Raw genomic sequence first — 19486 nt, 5'->3', positions numbered from 1 at the left:
TACAATGAATATAACTTTTAACGAGCGTTTACAATACATCCGCCAGGAATACGAGGCGCTGATGACGCGCACCAATAAACCAACGCCCGATACTAATGGCGTGTACCAGCGCTATGAAAACCCCATACTTACCGGAAAGCATGCACCATATTTTTGGAAGTACGACCTTAACCCGGCTACAAACCCCCTGCTACTGGAACGCATAGGCGTAAACGCGGCTTTTAACGCAGGCGCTATTAAATGGAATAACAAGTATTTATTGGTAGCGCGGGTAGAAGGTAACGATCGTAAATCATTCTTTGCGGTGGCAGAAAGTCCTAACGGTATTGATAATTTCAGGTTTTGGAATAAACCGATGTACATAACACCTTATCCGGGGCAGGAGCCAGACACGAATATTTACGACATGAGGCTCACGCAGCATGAAGATGGATGGATCTATGGCTTGTTTTGTACTGAGCGCCGCGATCCGGACGCCGGTGAAGGAGATCAGTCGGCAGCGATTGCGCAATGCGGCATCGTTCGCACAAAGGATATGCTAATATGGGAGCGTCTGCCCGACCTGAAAACGCCATCTCCGCAGCAACGTAACGTAGTGCTGCACCCGGAGTTTGTTGATGGTAACTACGCCTTTTATACACGCCCGCAGGATGGTTTTATTGAAGCCGGAAACGGTGGTGGCATAGGTTTCGGCCTGGCTGCTGATGTTACGAATGCTGTTATAGAAAAGGAATATGTTATTGACCGCAAGGTTTACCATACCATAAACGAGGCAAAACTGGGTTTAGGGCCGCATCCAATCAAAACGGAAAAGGGCTGGCTTCATCTCGCGCACGGCGTGCGCAACACTGCCGCGGGGTTACGTTATGTGCTTTATGTTTTCATGACTGCGCTTGATGATCTTACCCACATCATCCACAAACCGGCAGGCTATTTTCTTGCTCCCGAAGGTGATGAAAGAATAGGCGATGTATCAAACGTAGTGTTTTCAAACGGCTGGATAGCCGACGATGATGGCCGGGTATTTATTTACTATGCCTCTTCAGACACGCGAATGCACGTGGCGGTATCAAGTATTGAGCAATTGCTTGATTATACCATCAACACGCCGGAAGACGGTTTAACCTCGGCGGCATCGGTGGCGGTTATTACCAACCTCATAAATAGTAACGAAACTTATTTGTAATAATTAAAAGGGGGCTAAAATAATAAAGGCTGTACCGGTAAGGTACAGCCTTTATTATTTTCTCTGAAAATGTAAAATTACATTTTAGCAGCAGTGTCAGCTTTAGCTGTATCAGCAGCAGCAGTATCAGCAGCAGCAGTGTCAGCAGCAGTAGTATCAACAACTGTAGTATCAGCAGCAGTTGAATCACCTTCTGATGAACCAGAACCTTTACAAGCAGCAACTGAGATAGAGATAGCAAGGGCTAAAAAGCCGAATTTGAATGCATTTTTCATTTTAAAATCTTTTTAATAGTGATTAATAGTTTTACTTTAATACGCCAATGTTTAAAAGGTAACCCGCTTTTTTGAAAAAAAATTAAAAATTTAATTTAAAAATTTTGAGCGGCCTCATTTTCATTGGCTTTTATTGCTGTTTACGCAATTACATTTTAGCTGAATCAGCCTTTGTTGTATCGGTAGTAGCGGCAGCAGTATCAGTAGTAGCGGCAGAGTCAGTAGCTACGGCAGCAGAATCTGTAGCAGCGGTATCAGAACCTACGGTGCTTGATGAACTGCTGCAAGCCGAAACTGCGATTGAGATAGCTAAGGCTAAAAAGCCGAATTTGAATGCGTTTTTCATGATTGTGTTTCTGTTTGTTTAATGGTTAATACTTAAAAATTAAAAAGGTAACCCTTAAAGATGTGTTTTGTTCAAAATAATTTTTGTAAAGCGTTGTATTATAAATATTTGTAACCAAGGTGTAATTATCTGCTGGTATAAACAGGGTTACATTTAAAGCAAAACCGTATTAAAACCGTGGAGAACATTTATCACAATAATTTTTTTTTATGAATTATGGGTTACATTTTCGCATAAACCGTATTAAATAGTGAGTAACAGATCAAACAGTTCAATACCAACGGATAACGAAGTCATTTTAGGTATCCTTAATAACTCAGAGGTTGTTTTAAAGCGATTATACCTGGCTTATTTCCCGATGGTGCTGCAACTTATCATCAATAATAATGGTAGCGCTGATGATGCGAAAGACATTTATCAGGAGACCATAATCGTTCTTTACAACAAAGTAAAATCAGGCAATTTTGAGTTGAGCAGTAAGCTGAAAACATATATTTATTCGGTTAGCCGCAGGCTCTGGCTTAAAAGATTAACGCAAATGAACCGCTACGGCGGCGATTTGAAGGAATTTGAAGAGCATTTGCCTGTTGATGAAGCCGACCATGAGCAACATGCCGACCGAGATATGCAGTTTGGAAAGATGCAGGCGGCGTTAGCACAGCTTGGCGAGCCCTGTAAAACTATTATGGAAGATTTTTACATCCATAACCGGTCTATGCAGGAGATATGCGAGCGTTTCGGCTATACCAATGCCGATAACGCTAAAACACAAAAATACAAATGCCTGCAAAGGCTAAAAAAGCTGTTTTTTCAGCAAAATTAAATTTGAGTGAGATGAGTGATAACCGATTACTGGAGCAAATTGACCGTTACGTAAACGGCCAGATGAGCGGCGAGGAACTGGCGCATTTTGAGCAGTTGCGTAAGGATAATCCGGCTGTTGATAGCCAGGTATCTGAGCACCGTAACTTTTTGAGCGCCCTTAAGCATTACAGCGAGCGCCTCGACCTGGAGTCGCGCCTGAATGCCATACACCAGGAAATAGATGTACACACGCTTGAGGATGAACTGATGGAAAAACCATCATGGATTGTAAGCATGTGGCGCCATCACCATTCTAAAATATCGGTGGCCGCCTCAATCGCTATTTTCGCTGTATTGTTCACGCTGATGTTTACCGGTGGCTTTAAAAAGCATGATACAGCTTATGTAGAATTGAAGAAGGAGATTGCGAGCGTGCGTACTTCAACTTTGTTGCTTAATGAGCAAAGCCATAAAATAAAGCAGCAACTGTCGTCATCATCAAATGGTAAAAAAATTGTAAATCCGGGTAAATTTAGTGGTACCGGTTTCGCGCTTACCGCCAATGGTTACCTGGTTACAAACTACCACGTAGTTAAGGATGCGGATTCGGTTTACGTACAAAATGTAGATGGTGATGCTTACCATGCCAAGGTAATTTATACCGAGCCTGCACAGGACATCGCCTTCTTGCAGATCAATGATGCTTCATTTAAATCATTAGGCTCTGTTCCATACAACTTTAAACGCGCCAAAAGCGATTTAGGCGAAGAGGTATTTACAGTAGGCTACCCGGCTGATGTAATCGCTTTTAGCGAAGGTGCTTTAACTTCACCTGCCGGTTTTAACGGAGATAGCTCGGCTTATGAGTTATCCATACTGGCCCGTCCGGGTAACAGCGGTGGCCCCTTGCTTGATAATAAAGGTAACCTGATCGGTATCATCAGCGGTAAGCAAACATCTTATGAAGGTATTTCATTCGCCAAAAAATCAAGCTATTTGTTAAAAGCTATCCAGAATATTCCGTCAGACTCGCTGGCGAAACCACTTAACCTCAATACACGCAATACGCTGGCCGGTTTAAGCCGTCCGCAGCAGATTAAAAAACTGCGTAACTACGTGTTCATGGTTAAAGTATATAATTAAAAACCCTCACCCGAACCATATCACGTTAAACCCGGAGCATGCTTGCTACCGGGTTTTTTATTTATACTCTTAGCGTGGCTTTGTTATATTTGAACCATGGAGCAACCGCAAACTTTACCTGTATTAACCGAAGCCGAACTGAGGGTTTTAGGCGCTTTGATTGAAAAATCGCGTACCACGCCAGAGTATTATCCCTTGACACTTAACAGCCTTACCACCGCTTGTAACCAGAAAACCGCCCGTAAACCGGTTGTAGAGTATGATGAGCAAACGGTTATTACCGCGCTTGACACTTTAAAAAAGCGCGGACTTATAGCGACAGTAGTTGGTGGATCAAGCCGGTCCACTAAATACAAGCATAATTTTGCGGTTTTGTATCCCTTAGTGCCTGCCGAAGTAGTTGTTATAGGTTTGTTAATATTACGTGGCCCGCAAACGCCGGGAGAGATTAACACCAATTCGGGCCGTATGTATGAGTTTGAATCATTAGAGGAAGTGCAGGAGATTTTGGACAAATTATCATCAGGCGATATTATTTACATACAGCAATTGCCCAAACGCCCGGGGCAAAAAGAGGTGCGTTATGCGCATTTACTTGGTGGCGAAATTGACGTTAACGCTTATGATGAAGCTGATGCGTTAACTTCGCCACGTTCATCATCGGGTGCTTTAGAAGCCCGTGTTATCGCCCTTGAGCAGGAACTCGCGGAGCTTAAAGAGAGCTTTAATAAGTTAATGAAAGAACTGATGGGTTAACTTTTCAGGTAAAGGATTGCTTGAACGCCACTAAAACCGACAGGTAAATATTTCTTTCCAACGGAAATTCAGGTGGCTGATCAGGCCGGATGGGAACGCCGTTCTTATATTTCAAAGGAAAGAACAATGCTACAAAATCATCCTCAGTTATATCGTATTTCAGCCAGGGGTGCTTGCGGTGTATCTCTACCAGTCGCATCTCAAACAACGAAGCACTTAACGGGTCTTTAGTCATCGGCCAAATATAGCAACAGTAATTATAATAGCAGGATATCTATGCGGTGGGCATGCACGAGGTTCAGATCGTCAGACCAGGAGAAGATGGTGAAATGTCCGTCCTGTGATGCAACCAAGGCTATCGCATCATGCTGGTCATAGATAAACTGGGCTGCCGAGAGGTGCCTTGTACCCCCTGTTTGTGTAGGATGCCTGCGCTCGGCCTTGCCATCAACTACGGGTTCGCTTAAAATGATCTGCTCAATAGGTATGCTATTCTCTGATCTTGATATTTTAGCGCCAAATGCCAGCAATTCGTGGTTTTGTGTAATAACGGTGGCTCCATCTACAGAGGTAAAGCCACCAATTAGCTGCACGGCCTGTAATACGGCTTCCTGCCATTCCAGTGTGTCGCCATCTTCCTCCTCGCGCAGCATCAGCTCGTTAATAACATCGTAAGCAGGCTCGACTGGATAAGTTACCGGCTGCACGATAGATTCTCGCCATTTATCAGTACCCGGCGGAACAACAAGCACAATACCGCCCCTGCCGTGCAGGCGCATAACAGCGGCTAATTGCACCAATATATTTACACTTTTGCCGGTGCGGTAGGGTAGTGGTAACCCTAATAACGACTTAAGAAGTTGCGGGCAGCCATTTAAACCCGAACTCTCCTCGTCAATCATTTTGATGTCGTCGCCTTTTAATACGGCAACGTTCACAAACTTGCCAAAGCCGTCAACACGCTTGTGTTTAACAACCAGCAAACCAGGTTCGGCAACCTCGAGAACAAAACAAATACCAGGTATTACATGCGTTGTACCCCATATGTAAATATCGTCTTCATCAAACCAAACACCGAGGTGTATGCCGGGTTGCTCAACCGCCGGGGCCAGTTTTATAAGCGTTTGCGGGGTAAGGCGCAGCGGTTTACCAAACATTAAGGGCTGTTCGCACTGTTTAGGGTGGAGTAAAGCCAGCGATATCTTAGGCGGACGGCCTTCTTCGCGGCGCAGGCTTGACCAAAAGGCCACATCAATTACCGCCTCAATTATCCTGCTGCCCGGGTTGATAGCCACATTGGGCTCGCCCGAAATTTTGGCGGTATGAATATGTTTATCAAAATGCGCTTCGATGGTTGGAGCCACCATTCGCGCAGCAAGATATGTGGGTTCTGAAAGCATAGCTTTATGACGGTAATCGGTGTGTTTGCAAAATTAACATTATTGTATGGCAATGCGTTTTGAGTTCTGTATAAAAAAAGTAAACACAACGCCGGTTCAGTCACGGCAGTATCAAATCCGCAACGCTGCCTTTAAAGTCTAACACATGGTACGATAAATGTTGTTACCATTGTTATTCTGATCCTAAAAAATAAATACAACTAAACATGACAAACGAAACAACAAGCCTGACCTATAATTTAGGCGGCGATCTGCAAATTAATCGTTTAGGTTATGGCGCCATGCAATTAACCGGTAACGGCGTATTTGGCGAAGTAGCCGACAGAGATAATGCTATTAAAGTGCTGCAATCGGCAGTTGAGCAAGGTGTAAACTTTATTGATACTGCGGATGCTTACGGCCCGCACTATAACGAAAGCCTGATAGCCGATGCCCTGCATCCATACAAACAAGGTTTAGTAATTGCCACAAAAGGCGGTTTCAACCGCCCGGGGCCTAACAATTGGGTGCCTAATGGTAAGCCTGAGTTTATAGAGGAAAATATTGAGGGGAGCTTAAAACGCCTTAAAGTTGATGCGATTGACTTATGGCAGCTACACCGGATTGACCCGAAAGTGCCGGTTGAAGAAACGCTTGCACCGGTTGTTGACGCTGTAAAAGCCGGCAAAATTAAACACGTAGGGTTATCTGAAGTCGGCATAGCTGATATTGAGCGTGTACAAAAGGTATTGCCAATAGTGTCTGTACAAAACCTGTATAACCTGGGCGAGCGCAAATGGGAGGATGTGTTGGATTATACTACACAGAACGATCTTGCTTTTATTCCCTGGTATCCGCTGGCGTCAGGACCGCATACTCTTGCCGAGAAGATCGAGAAAATAGCTGCTAAATATGAGGCTACTACCGCCCAGATTGCGCTGGCATGGCTGCTTAAGCGTGCCGACAATATTTTGCTCATCCCAGGTACCAAATCAATAAGTCACCTTGCCGAAAATTTAAAGGCGGCCGAAATTGAGCTTACCGAGGAAGAGTTTGAGCAGTTGTCAGCATAATTTCTCATAAAATAGTTTTGCTATGAGGCGCACTTAACCGGTGCGCCTTTGTTTTTTACAAACTTTTTTTTGCTGCCGATTGTGTTTTATATTCCATGCGCATAAAAACGATAGCATTACACCTGGCGCTTTTACCCATGTTTTTCACAGGTAAAACCTTTGCCCAGTTTACCGATAGTACCCACTATCGTGTTAATTACACTTCATCGGGTTCTATTAATAAAACGGGCGATGGCACGGCATATTTGCTTAACAACAGTGCCGGAATTGGTATTAAAAAGAAAAATATTTCGCTGAATTTTAACAATACGTGGATTTACGGACGACAGCGGGACGCGCTAACCAATAACGACTTTTCAACCGCTTTAGACTTTAACCTGTATAAAACCTTTCCGCATTTTTTTTTCTGGGGATTAGCCAATTACAATACCAGTTATTCTCTAAAAATAAATAACCAGTTGCTTGCCGGCCTTGGCGCTGCCTATAATATTGTTGACAAGCCTAATGCCTGGCTTAACATAAGCAACGGTATTTTGTATGATAAAAGCGACCTGATGCTGAATGATACTGCACGTGAGGATTATCATACCTATCGTAATTCACTCCGTATTGCCTTTAAGTTTACTATCAACAAACTTATTGTGCTGGAAAGCAGCAGCTTTTTGCAAAATTCGCTTAATAAAGGCGATGACTATATTATCCGCTCCAACAACTCGTTATCATTTAAAATGAGCAAATGGCTGGCCTTAACCGCAGCTCTTGGTTACAACCGACAAAACCGCACAAAAAGCGAGAATCTGCTTTTTACCTATGGCCTGACGCTCGAAAAGTACTTTAAATAATTTAACGTTAAAAGTGCGTTTTTACGCCGAAAACGCAATAAATGTCAAAAAAACATTACATCAAAAATTGCTCAAAACAGCATTGTTAATATGCTAAATCAGCCTCTAATTAAGGCTGGAACAAAGCGTATCAAAAATTTATTTCTAAAGTACTTTATTTTACGTTTTGCACTGATAATAAGCATATATAGCAATTGGTTTACTTGTTATTAAAGCGTTTCAAATTTAACATAAATACTTAAAAATCAGTTATTTATGAAAAAATTATTTGTTTTTTTATTCATTACTTCGATAAATTTGAACCGTTAAGCGTTGCCTCAAAAACCAATTATACAACGCTCGCTTTTAAACTTTTATAAACCCAATTATGATGTGCACACAATTGTACCTGCGGCTTGCTTATGGCTAACGGGAGTTTTTAGAAAACGCATCAGCTTTGATGCAGGCCTTATTCCAAATCCAACAATTATTAACTAATCATCCATGAGAAAAAAACTTACTTTTTTATTATTCCTGCTTATTGCTGGAGTTACAGCAGCCATGGCCCAAAACACTACCGTTAGGGGTAAGGTGGTTGATCAGAATGCGCAGCCTTTACCCGGCGTATCAGTAGCAGTTAAGGGTACACAAACCGGTACGCTTACTGATGTGGGCGGCAATTACACGTTAAGTGCTGCGCCTAACGCAACATTGGTATTTTCATATATCGGTTTTGATACGCAGGAGATCAGCGTATCGTCCCGATCTGAGCTTAACGTCACCCTTACTGAAGGCGTTAGAAGCTTGAATGAAGTTGTAGTGGTAGGTTACGGTACGCAAAAGAAAAGCGTGGTAACCGGCGCAATTGCCCATGTAGGCGGCCGCGACCTTGAAAATCAGCAGGTAACCCGTTTTGACCAGGCTTTACAAGGCCGTGCTTCGGGCGTAGTGGTAGTAGCCGGCTCCGGTGCACCAAACGCAGCGCCGATTATTCGTGTACGCGGTATTACTTCAATCAACAATTCAAATCCGCTTTACGTTATTGATGGTATCATAAGCCAGAACGGTGGCCTTGAAAACTTAAATCCAAATGATATTGAGTCAATCGAGGTGCTGAAGGATGCATCCGCCGCTATTTACGGTTCGCGTTCATCAAACGGTGTAGTATTGGTAACCACAAAAAAGGGTAAAAGTGGTGCACCGCAATTGTCATACAATGGCTATTTCGGAACTCAAAAAGCTACCAAACAATTTGATGTGGTAAACGCTACGCAATACGCTACCTTGCGTAACCAAGCTGTTACCAATGATGGCGGTACTGCGCCATTTGCCAACCCGGCACAATTCGGTGAGGGAACTAACTGGCAGGACATTGTATTAGGTGAAAGTGCTGCAATACAAAACCATAACCTCTCAATTCAGGGCGGTACAGAGTTAAACAAATACTATTTGTCCTTTGGATATTTAAATCAGCAGGGTATTGTTTTCTCTGATATATCAAACTTTAAAAAATATAACTTTACCGCCAATACCAGTTTTCAGCCAAAAAAATGGTTAAACATTGGTCAAACCTTCGGTTATACTTATACTCGTAATCAGAGTAACTTTAGCACCAATAATGAATTTGGCGGTCCATTAAGTTCATCGCTTAACCTGGATCCAATCACGCCAATACTTGCGGCTCAGGAAGACCTGAACAGTTCACCGTATACTGACAAACCTGTTGTACGCGATGCGCAAGGCAGGCCTTATGCGATATCAAAATATGTTGGGCAGGAGATGAGCAACCCATTGGCTTACCTCGAAACTCAACGCGGAAACTACGGATGGTCTCACAACTTATTGGGTAACGTGTTTGTTGAAATTCAACCAATCAGAGGGTTGAAAATTAAATCGCAGATTAACGGTAAGCAAGCGTTTTGGGGAAGCCAATCATACACACCGCTTTATTACTTAACTACCCAAAATAATAATACTACTAACCGCAGTGCTTTCAGAGGCAGTAACCGCAACCTGACCTGGAACTGGGAGAATACCATGTCTTACAATCGCCAGGTAGGTTTACATGATTTTACCGGCCTTATTGGTACCAGCGCGCAAGGACAAAATGAGGTGGGTTTAAATGCTACTTTCAATAACATCCCGGTTGACGATTACCGCAAGCTATCTTTCAATTATGCGTTGCCTAACGAAAATCGTATCGGTGGTGCCTATGATAATCAGCCTTATCATTTAACATCACTATTTGGCCGTTTAAACTATAGTTACGATGAAAAATACTTGTTTACAGGTATTATTCGTCGCGATGGTTCATCAAAATTTGGCTCAAACTACGTTTATGGTACATTCCCTTCCGCACAGGTTGGTTGGGTTGCCTCACGTGAAAATTTCTTTCCAAAAAATTCTTTTGTTGACTTCCTGAAACTACGCGCTTCATATGGCGAGGTTGGTAATGAGCTTTCGCTCGACTTCTTCCAATACACATCAGTTGTCGGCGGTGGCCGTAACGCGGTATTCGGTCCGGGCGGTTTAGTTATTGGTAACGCACCACTGGGGCCGGAGAATCCGAATTTACGTTGGGAAGCGACAAAGACTGCAGATATTGGTATTGACGCGGTTTTATTTAAAAACGTAAACCTGACCATTGATGTATACCGTAAACTTACTTCAGGTATGCTTCAAAGCTTCCGTTTACCAGGATATGCAGGGTTTGACGGCGACTTTTTTGATAACATCGGCGATCTGGAAAATAAGGGTATTGAGGTTGAACTGGGTTACAACGGTAAATCAGGCGATTTTAAATACAACTTAAGTGGTAACATCGCTTACAATAAAAACGAAGTAACCTTCCTCGGTTCGAGACCATTTATTGATGGCGGATCATTCCAGGCTTCAAGTTATCCATTGTTCCGTACGCAAACCGGCCAGCCTGTAGCATCTTTCTATGGTTTCCAGGAGTTGGGTACATTTAAATCTCAAGCGGAGATTGATGCGTACACCAGAAACGGTACTAAAATTCAGCCAAACGCCAAGCCAGGTGATTTTAAATGGGCTGATAATAACGGTAACGGTGTAATTGACGAGGGTGACCGTACCTTCTTAGGTAACCAGTTACCAAAATGGACTTACGGCGTAAACCTGCGTGCCAATTATAAAGATTTCGATTTCTTATTATTTGGCCAAGGTGCATGGGGTAATAAATTATTCCAGGGATACCGCAGGTTAGATATCGCTACTGCAAACTATTCAACAGCGGCGCTTGACGCCTGGACACCGCAAAATTCAGGTAGCAACTACCCGCGTTTGAGCGATCTGGATCCGAATAACAACTTTAAAAATCCATCTAATTTCTATCTGCAAAGCGGCGCTTACTTCCGTATTAAAACGTTGCAGGTTGGCTACACTTTGCCGGCTTCGGTACTGAACAAAATAGATGTTAAAAGAGCAAGGATTTTTGTAAGCAGTAACAACCTGGTTACTATTACCAAGTATGATGGTTTTGACCCGGAGATCGCCGGCAGTGTTGACCGCGGTATCTATCCACAAGCCCGCACCTTTATGGTTGGTTTAGATTTTACTTTATAAACTGAATTCAATAATTAATTGTCATGAAAAGAAAATATATCATATACGGCTCAGTAGTATTGATGGGAATAGCCGGATTTGCATCATGCAAAAAATCATATTTAGAAACAACACCTTCCGGCCAGACACTAGAGGCTAATTATTACAGCACGCCCGAAGAAATATTTACCGGCGTAGTTGCCGCTTACGATCCATTGGTTACCGAAACAGGCGGATTAAATAATACCTATTCTGGCCCGCTTGGTCCGCTCAACGCAGCGTCCGACGATTGTGTTGCCGGTGGTGGCGGCCCTACTGATATGAATACGTGGCAAGCCTGGAATAATTATTCATTGACTCCGGCAGTTGGCCCGCAAGGTGAATATTGGGGGCGTAATTACCGAGGTGTGAGCCGTTGTAATACCATCCTGTCAAAAATGGCGCCCGCTACTTTTCTAAACGAAAACGATAAAAAACGTTACACGGCTGAAGTTAAGTTTTTGCGCGCCTACTACTATTTCTGGTTGGTACGTTTGTTTAAAAACATACCAATGATATTGCAGCCGCTGCCGCCGCAGGATGTTTACAATCAACCACAGGTAGCGCCTGAAGCGGTTTACACGCAAATTGAAGCTGACCTGAACGCCGCAATTCCTGATTTGCCGGTGACCGTAGCCGCGGCAGAAAATGGCCGTGTTACCAAGGGTGCAGGCATAGCGCTGTTGGGCAAGGTTTATTTGTACGAGGAAAAATGGGCTGAAGCTGCCGCGCAACTAGCGCAGGTTAATGGTGCTACACCAGGCGGTACAACCGGCACTTACGGTTACAAACTGCAAAGCAACTTCGGCCAAATTTTTAGCCCGGATAATAAATTTAACAGCGAATCGATATTTGAATTGAACTTTACCGGCTCTCAAAGTTACAGCTGGAATAACTGGAATCAGTTTAAATCAAACGTCTACGTACAAATGGTTGGTCCGCGTGGCTATAACGGCCCTATTTATTGGGGCGGTTGGGGCTTTAGTCCGGTTACAACCGGTTTAGCTACCGCCATGAAACCAGATCCGCGTTATGGTTATACCGTGGCTAACATTGACAGCTTAACCAAGGCAACCGGCACCAGGTATGAGCCGAGTTATCAAAACACGGGTTACTTTATTCAGAAGTATGCGCCGCTGCAAAAGTATAAAGCGCCAACAGGTACTGCTGAGCTTAACTTCCCTAACAATTACATCGAGATCAGGCTGGCTGATACTTACCTGATGGAAGCAGAGGCATTGTTACAAAGCGGCAGTAACTCGGCACGTGCTTTAGCACTCTTAACAGCTGTGCGCGAGCGTGTAGGCCTTGCGCCGGTACCGGCAACTTTGCAAAATGTTTATAATGAGCGCCGTTTTGAGCTGGCTACCGAAGGACACCGCTGGTTTGACCTTGTACGTACCGGGCAGGCGCCAACCGTGCTGGCAAGCAAAGGCTTTAAAACCGGCACCCATGAAATTTTGCCAATCCCGTTACAGGATATGCAGAATACCCAACTTAAGCAAAATCCAGGTTATTAATTAATAAACACACATGTTGTTGTATGAACCGCCCGCGAGGGGCGGTTCATAATTTAAGTAAACTAATGAGTATGATAAAAATTAATACCACGATATTACTTTGCGCGTTTACCGGACTGGTACTCATTGCCTGCGGTAGCAAAAAAAGCGACCCAGCACCTAACATCGGCCCGGTTAAAACCGAGCCACCTACCGATAAGGGCTGGGAGTTTGAGACCACGGCATCCTTCGCAGACGAATTTGATACCGACGGAAAGCCCAGTGACTCCAAATGGATGTATGATACCGGCGGCAGCGGATGGGGCAATAACGAATTACAATACTATACCAATACAGAAAATAATGCTTCGATAAAAAACGGCATTCTTACCATCACGGCTAAAAAAGAGGTTATGCAGGGCATGAACTACACTTCATCGCGCATGGTATCAAAGTTTGAGCATAGCATCACTTATGGCAGGGTTGAGGTACGCGCCAAACTGCCTGCCGGTAGGGGAACTTGGCCGGCCATTTGGATGCTGCCTGATGACTATAAATATGGCGCTTGGCCAAAATCAGGCGAGATTGATATTATGGAGCATGTAGGTTACGATCCGAACAATGTACATTTCAGCGTACATAATTCGGTTAATAATGCCGGCAACTCCAAAACATCAGGCCGGATGATGGAAACGGCGCTAACCGCTTACCATAAATACCGTGTCGATTGGACACCTTATGCTATCCGTGGTTATTATGATGACACACTGGTGTTCACCTTCGTAAATGAAGGCAAAGGTGAATCAACCTGGCCGTTCGACCAGAAATTTCACCTGCTGCTGAATGTTGCTGTTGGCGGCAATTGGGGCGGGCTGCAGGGAGTTGATGACAGCGTTTTCCCGGCCAGTATGCAGGTTGATTATGTACGATTCTATAAAATGATTAATAAATAAAGGCTGCATCACCGCTTAGTAAATAATCATAATTATCACCGGCAAAACTTTTTTGCTAACGGCCTAAAAGCTGTAGCAACGGCCACCCGTATGCCTTTAAAATACATTTGCCTGATAAATTAACTATATGAATAAAACAGTTATATACCCAATTTATTTCTTGCTGTTGCTCGCCAGTGTTGCCGGTGGATGCAGTAAATCGGCCTCAACAAAGCCAGACCCGGTTGACCCGGTAGTTCCGCCACCAGTTACACCAGCGAAAACTGATGTAGAATTTTGGCTTACCAAAGGCGACAGAACATCGCTTTTTGCAAAACAGAATGTAGCTATCCTGTTTAAACAGGAAACAAATAATAACGCCACCATTGAGGTGGATAGCACCCAAACCTATCAAACCGTGGATGGCTTTGGCTTTGCGCTAACCGGTGGCAGCGCCATGCTGATCAATCAACTGAACGCTACTGATAAAACCGCTCTTATCAGGGAACTTTTTGGCACAGAAGGTGGTGGAATTGGCATCAGCTATTTGCGGGTAACGTTGGGTGCGTCAGATTTGAGTGTTGTGCCTTTTACTTACGACGAGATCACTACCGGTGTAAGCGATACCGAACTTAAACAGTTCAGCATCGATATGGAAAAAAAGGATTTGATACCGGTATTGAAAATGATATTGGCCGTTAATCCGAATATAAAAATATTGGCCAGCCCATGGACAGCGCCAACCTGGATGAAGGACAACCAGGGCTATTATGGCGGCAGCCTAAAGAAAGAATATTACAGCGTTTACGCGCAGTACTTCGTAAAATACATTAATGCCATGAAGGCCGAAGGGATTACCATTGATGCCATTACCCCGCAAAACGAACCGCTGAACGCTTACAATAACCCGAGCATGTTCATGTCGTCGGCAGACCAAAAGATTTTTGTGCGCGATAACCTGGGCCCGGCGTTCGAGTCAGCAGGCATCAATACCAAAATATTGATCTACGATCATAACCTCGATCATCCGGAATATGCTATCGATATTTTAAAGGATGCCGCCGCCGCAAAATACATTGATGGCTCGGCGTTTCACCTGTATGGCGGTAACATCAACGCCATGAGTACTGTACATGATGCGGCGCCAAGTAAGAACGTGTACTTTACCGAGCAGGCCACTTTTGGCAACGGCAGCTTTGACGGCGATTTGAAATGGCATACCAGCAACCTCATTATAGGCGCTATGCGCAACTGGAGCCGAAATGTAATAGAGTGGAACCTGGCTTCCGATCCTAAATTTGATCCGCATACTGTTGGCGGCTGCGATGCTTGCCAGGGGGCGATCACGGTAGGTACATCAGTTGCACGCAATGTGTCTTACTACATTGTGGCACACGCGTCCAAATTTGTTAGGCCAGGCTCGGTACGTATCGGCTCAAGCTCAATAAATGATCTGCAAAGCGTGGCTTACAAAACGCCATCAGGCAAAAAGGTACTTATTGTGCTTAACAATACGGCCAGTACCTTAACATTCAACATTAAGTATAACAACAGGATAGCTGCCAGTACATTGGCAGGCGGGGCAGTTGGTACTTACGTATGGTAATCAATTACAAATCAGGTTTACAAAAACATTTATACATGCATAAGATACATAAATTAGCCGCTATGCTGCTTATATCGCAGCAATTATGGCAACAGGCTTTGGCACAAACGGCGGCCTCGCCGGTTGCCGGTAAAACGGTAAAGGTTTACACCACGGCCAAGGATACCAAGTTTCGCCTCTCCGAAACGGGAACGCTGAACTTCACACCCAATCCGCAGCCTTTTGAAACCGAAGCCTGCATATTTGTTGACCCGGGTAAAACATTCCAGTCAGTATTGGGAATAGGAGCTGCCCTTACCGATGCCTCAGCTGAAACATTTTACAAGCTGCCTAAGGACAAGCAGCAACAACTATTGACAGATTTTTATGATACTGAAAAAGGCATAGGTTATACCATTGCCCGCACCAACATACAAAGCTGCGACTTTTCGAGCGGGAGCTATAGCTACGTAAAAGAAGGTGACGCCGAACTTAAAACATTTAGTATACAGCATGATAAAAAGTACCGCATACCCTTTATTAAACAGGCTATCGTGGCAGCTGGTGGTAAACTAACCATGTATGTTAGTCCGTGGAGCCCACCTGCTTTTATGAAGGATAACAATAATATGTTGCAGGGCGGTAAGCTTAAGGCGGAGTTTTACCAACCCTGGGCCAATATGTATGTAAAATTTATCAACGCATACGAGAAGGAAGGCATACCGGTGTGGGGCTTATCGGTACAAAACGAGCCGATGGCTAAACAAACCTGGGAGTCGTGCATGTACACTGCTGAAGAGGAGCGTGACTTTGTGAAGAACTTTTTAGGGCCTACGCTGCACAAAAGCGGTATGGCCAACAAAAACCTGATTGTGTGGGATCATAACCGTGATTTGTTATACCAGCGCGCCAGCACTATTCTGTCTGACCCGGAAGCGGCCAAATATGTTTGGGGTACAGGGTTTCACTGGTATGTGCACGATGTTTTTGATAACGTAAAGCGTGTGAAGGAGGCTTTCCCCGATAAGAACCTGATATTTACCGAGGGTTGCAGCGAGCGCTACAGCAACGAGCGCATTAACGAGTGGCAATGGGGCGAAATGTACGGCAAATCAATGGTGAATGATTTTAACAACGGCGTAGTAGGGTGGACGGACTGGAACATATTCCTGGATCAAACTGGTGGCCCTAACCACGTAGGTAACTTTTGCTATGCGCCGGTACATGCCAATACCAAAACCGCCGAGATCACGTACATGAACTCATACTACTACATTGGTCATTTCTCCAAATTTGTTAAGCCGGGCGCTAAGCGCATCATCAGCTCATCAAACAGGGATAAACTGCAAACTACGGCCTTTGTAAGTCCGGAAGGTAAGTTGGTAGTGGTGGTGCTAAACCTGAGCGATGAGGAACTGCCTTACCAATTGTGGATAGCCGGCAACGCCGCTAAAACCAAAAGTTTGCCGCATTCTATCACAACCCTGGTGGTGCAATAACCGTTAAAACACATAACCATATCAACCGGTAATAAACAGTCTATCGCAATTCAACTATGAGGGGTAAAAGGATCATTCTTTTTTCGGGTATATTTCTATTGCCCCTCATCCTGATATTTTCGCAATGCAGTAATCTATTTGATAAGCAAGAGGCCGACCCGCGCGGCAACTTGTACGCGGGCTATAAGTCGTGCATGAAATGCCATAGCGATGTTTACAAGAGTTATCTGCACACCGCGCATTTTCAAAGTACACGCGATGCGGCAAACAGTACCGTTCAGGGCGATTTTAGTGCAGGCCACAACAGCTTTACCTTTAACGACAGCCTGAAGGTAGTGATGGAAAAGCGCAAAGATGGCTTGTACCAGGTTGGTTATATCAACAACAAAAAACAGCAGGAACAGCGTTTTGATATTGCGTTTGGCGGCGTAAAGGCCGAAACGTATTTGTACTGGAAAGATAGTACAACTTATCAATTACCCATATCCTACTTTAAACGCCTGCACAACTGGACAAATAGCCCTGGTTATGATACCACCCGTATTGATTTTGGGCGGATGGTTGGCAAGCGTTGTTTTGAGTGCCACAGCTCGTATATCAAACAATTGCCTTCGCCTCAGCAAAGCCTGGCATCGGTAGTTAAGTTTGATCAAGCTACGCTGATTAATGGTATTGATTGCGAGCGCTGCCACGGGCCCGCGGCTAACCATGTTAATTTTCATACCGATTATCCGGAGGAAAAGAAAGCACGGTACATTACTAACTACGCATCGCTGTCGCGGCAGCAAAAAATTGATATGTGCGCCTCGTGTCACTCCGGTAACAGCAGTATGCCGGTGCGCTCAATGTTTGCCTTTAAACCCGGCGACACACTGTCTAACTTTCTCGAAACTGAATATTATCCAACCGTAAGAACTGGCGCGGCGCAATTGGACGTACACGGTAATCAAAGCCAGATGCTGGGTGCCAGCCAATGCTTTATTCAAAGTAAAATGGATTGCGGAACCTGCCACAATACGCATGTAAAAGATAGGGGCAATATAGCCCTTTACTCGCAGCGCTGCATGAACTGCCATAAGGCCGATGGACACAATTTTTGCAAAATGGCGTCGAAAATTGGTGTTTCAATAAAAAATAATTGTGTGAACTGCCATATGCCCGAACGTCCGTCGGCTATTATTGCGGTGCAAACATCAGCGCAGGGCAGGGCTGCCCCTTATTTTGTGCGCACACACCGCATAGCGGTATATCCGCAGGAGGTAGAGAAAGTGTTATCGTATATCAATAAAAAATAAATCCCGAATAAAATTCACATATTTAAGCACCAATTTAACCACTTATTTATGAAGAAACTATTACCTGCCCTGGTCATGCTTATGGCCATGTTTTCAGCGCAATCATTCGCGCAAGGCAAATTCATAACCGTTAAAGGCAAGGAGATTATCGGTACCGATGGTAAGCCATTCTTAATACGCGGCACCAACCTGGGAAACTGGCTGGTGCCCGAAGGCTATATGTTTAAGCTAAAGGGCATCAACTCGCCACGATTGATCAACCAGGCATTTGCTGAGATGATTGGTCCTGATGATATGCGCGTTTTTTGGAAGCAGTTTTTAGATACCTACATTACCGCCGAGGATATCCATTACCTGAAAACCACCGGTATGAACTCCATCCGCATACCGTTTAACTACAAGCTTTTTACCAATGAGGATTACATGGGCGATAATGATGCCACCCGTGGTTTCAAGTACCTGGACAAAGTGATTGCCTGGTGTAAAAAGGAAAACCTGTACGTAATACTGGATATGCATTGCGCGCCCGGCGGCCAAACCGGTGATAATATTGATGATGGTTACGGCTACCCCTTCCTGTTTGAGAACAGGCCGAGCCAGTTGCTTACCATGAAGATATGGAAGGAGATTGCCACTCGTTATAAAAATGAAAGCATTATTTTGGGTTATGATTTGCTGAACGAACCCATTGCGCATTATTTTAAAGTAGATAGCCTGAACCCTTACCTGGAGCCTCTGTATAAGGAGATCACACAGGCTGTACGCACGGTTGACAAGAATCACCTGATATTTTTAGGCGGCGCACAGTGGGACAGCAACTTTAAACCTTTCGGACAGCCGTTTGACAGCAAGTTGGTATACACCTTTCATAAATACTGGACGCCTGCTACCATTGATGTAATTAAGGACTACATCGATTTTAGGGATAAATACAATGTGCCCATCTACGTAGGCGAAACCGGCGAGAACACCGACGAATGGGTACGCGATTTCCGCATCCTGCTGGAAAAAAATAACATTGGCTGGCATTACTGGCCTTACAAAAAAATGGATAACGAACGTGGCTTCCGCACGTTTGCACAGCCTGAGGGTTACGATAAAATATTTGAATACACCGAGAAGAACCGCCAGACCTTTGAAGACATTCGTAAAGCTACCCCGGAAGATCGTAAGAAACTAAAGGAGGTACTGTTTAAGGTGTTGGAAAGCAGCAAATTTGTAAATACCAAGCCTAATAAAGGTTACATTGAGGCTTTAGGACTTACCGCGGGGCAATAGTTTTTAATTTGT

General features: G+C 44.2%; 17 protein-coding genes. 13 read left to right on the top strand and 4 right to left on the bottom strand.

Translation table 11 applies throughout. The features are described from left to right. The first annotated feature begins 4 nt into the window (after window positions 1–4). Window positions 5–1186: a glycoside hydrolase family 130 protein gene (locus ABD960_RS11615; RefSeq protein WP_345331323.1), complete on the top strand. Its 1182-nt coding sequence runs from the start codon at window positions 5–7 to the stop codon at window positions 1184–1186. Window positions 1187–1263: 77 nt separating this feature from the next. On the opposite strand, the gene ABD960_RS11610 is transcribed toward ABD960_RS11615, so the two are convergent. Together ABD960_RS11610 and ABD960_RS11605 are read right to left on the bottom strand one after the other, a co-directional pair. Then, the gene (locus ABD960_RS11610) at window positions 1264–1461 is read right to left on the bottom strand and encodes a hypothetical protein (RefSeq protein ID WP_345331322.1); all 198 of its coding nucleotides are present in this window, start codon (window positions 1459–1461) and stop codon (window positions 1264–1266) included. 148 nt (window positions 1462–1609) lie between these two features. Further along, window positions 1610–1807, bottom strand: coding sequence for a hypothetical protein (locus ABD960_RS11605; protein WP_345331321.1), 198 nt, complete (start codon window positions 1805–1807; stop codon window positions 1610–1612). 250 nt (window positions 1808–2057) lie between these two features. Between ABD960_RS11605 and ABD960_RS11600 the strand changes: the two genes are divergently transcribed. The 3 genes from ABD960_RS11600 to ABD960_RS11590 all read left to right on the top strand — a co-directional run bounded on the left by ABD960_RS11600 (window position 2058) and on the right by ABD960_RS11590 (window position 4510). Further along, window positions 2058–2630: an RNA polymerase sigma factor gene (locus tag ABD960_RS11600; RefSeq protein ID WP_345331320.1), complete on the top strand. Its 573-nt coding sequence runs from the start codon at window positions 2058–2060 to the stop codon at window positions 2628–2630. Between the two features lie 11 nt (window positions 2631–2641). Beyond that, window positions 2642–3754, top strand: a complete 1113-nt coding sequence (locus tag ABD960_RS11595) for a S1C family serine protease (protein ID WP_345331319.1) — start codon at window positions 2642–2644, stop codon at window positions 3752–3754. 96 nt (window positions 3755–3850) lie between these two features. After that, the gene (locus tag ABD960_RS11590) at window positions 3851–4510 is read left to right on the top strand and encodes a YceH family protein (RefSeq protein WP_345331318.1); all 660 of its coding nucleotides are present in this window, start codon (window positions 3851–3853) and stop codon (window positions 4508–4510) included. A gap of 4 nt (window positions 4511–4514) precedes the next feature. On the opposite strand, the gene ABD960_RS11585 is transcribed toward ABD960_RS11590, so the two are convergent. Together ABD960_RS11585 and ABD960_RS11580 are read right to left on the bottom strand one after the other, a co-directional pair. Continuing rightward, the gene (locus tag ABD960_RS11585; protein WP_345331317.1) at window positions 4515–4745 is read right to left on the bottom strand and encodes a hypothetical protein; all 231 of its coding nucleotides are present in this window, start codon (window positions 4743–4745) and stop codon (window positions 4515–4517) included. Between the two features lie 22 nt (window positions 4746–4767). Further along, the gene (locus tag ABD960_RS11580) at window positions 4768–5910 is read right to left on the bottom strand and encodes a putative sensor domain DACNV-containing protein (RefSeq protein WP_345331316.1); all 1143 of its coding nucleotides are present in this window, start codon (window positions 5908–5910) and stop codon (window positions 4768–4770) included. A 206-nt stretch (window positions 5911–6116) separates the two neighbouring features. Here ABD960_RS11580 and ABD960_RS11575 point away from each other — a divergent pair, with 206 nt between their 5' ends. The 9 genes from ABD960_RS11575 to ABD960_RS11535 all read left to right on the top strand — a co-directional run bounded on the left by ABD960_RS11575 (window position 6117) and on the right by ABD960_RS11535 (window position 19474). Next, window positions 6117–6962, top strand: a complete 846-nt coding sequence (locus ABD960_RS11575) for an aldo/keto reductase (RefSeq protein ID WP_345331315.1) — start codon at window positions 6117–6119, stop codon at window positions 6960–6962. A 95-nt stretch (window positions 6963–7057) separates the two neighbouring features. Continuing rightward, window positions 7058–7804 carry a DUF481 domain-containing protein gene (locus tag ABD960_RS11570; RefSeq protein ID WP_345331314.1) on the top strand — a complete coding sequence of 249 codons (747 nt, stop codon included), beginning with the start codon at window positions 7058–7060 and terminating at the stop codon, window positions 7802–7804. Window positions 7805–8287: 483 nt separating this feature from the next. Beyond that, a complete protein-coding gene (locus tag ABD960_RS11565) occupies window positions 8288–11368 on the top strand; it encodes a SusC/RagA family TonB-linked outer membrane protein (RefSeq protein WP_345331313.1) in 3081 nt (1026 codons plus the stop codon). 23 nt (window positions 11369–11391) lie between these two features. Continuing rightward, entirely contained in the window at window positions 11392–12906 is a 1515-nt protein-coding gene (locus tag ABD960_RS11560; RefSeq protein WP_345331312.1) for a RagB/SusD family nutrient uptake outer membrane protein, read from the top strand. Between the two features lie 71 nt (window positions 12907–12977). Beyond that, on the top strand, window positions 12978–13838 hold the full coding sequence (locus tag ABD960_RS11555; protein ID WP_345331311.1) for a glycoside hydrolase family 16 protein: 861 nt from the start codon (window positions 12978–12980) through the stop codon (window positions 13836–13838). 127 nt (window positions 13839–13965) lie between these two features. Beyond that, window positions 13966–15423 carry a glycoside hydrolase family 30 protein gene (locus ABD960_RS11550; RefSeq protein ID WP_345331310.1) on the top strand — a complete coding sequence of 486 codons (1458 nt, stop codon included), beginning with the start codon at window positions 13966–13968 and terminating at the stop codon, window positions 15421–15423. Window positions 15424–15458: 35 nt separating this feature from the next. Further along, window positions 15459–16901: a glycoside hydrolase family 30 protein gene (locus ABD960_RS11545; RefSeq protein WP_345331309.1), complete on the top strand. Its 1443-nt coding sequence runs from the start codon at window positions 15459–15461 to the stop codon at window positions 16899–16901. A gap of 56 nt (window positions 16902–16957) precedes the next feature. Beyond that, the gene (locus ABD960_RS11540; protein WP_345331308.1) at window positions 16958–18196 is read left to right on the top strand and encodes a multiheme c-type cytochrome; all 1239 of its coding nucleotides are present in this window, start codon (window positions 16958–16960) and stop codon (window positions 18194–18196) included. Between the two features lie 48 nt (window positions 18197–18244). After that, window positions 18245–19474 carry a glycoside hydrolase family 5 protein gene (locus tag ABD960_RS11535; protein ID WP_345331307.1) on the top strand — a complete coding sequence of 410 codons (1230 nt, stop codon included), beginning with the start codon at window positions 18245–18247 and terminating at the stop codon, window positions 19472–19474. Window positions 19475–19486 lie beyond the last annotated feature (12 nt).

Origin of the sequence: Mucilaginibacter defluvii (assembly GCF_039543225.1) — a bacterium.
In the GTDB taxonomy this organism is placed as follows: Bacteria; Bacteroidota; Bacteroidia; order Sphingobacteriales; family Sphingobacteriaceae; genus Mucilaginibacter; species Mucilaginibacter defluvii.
Note: the sequence above shows the minus strand (reverse complement) of the source record. Positions and strands in the feature narration are given on the sequence as shown.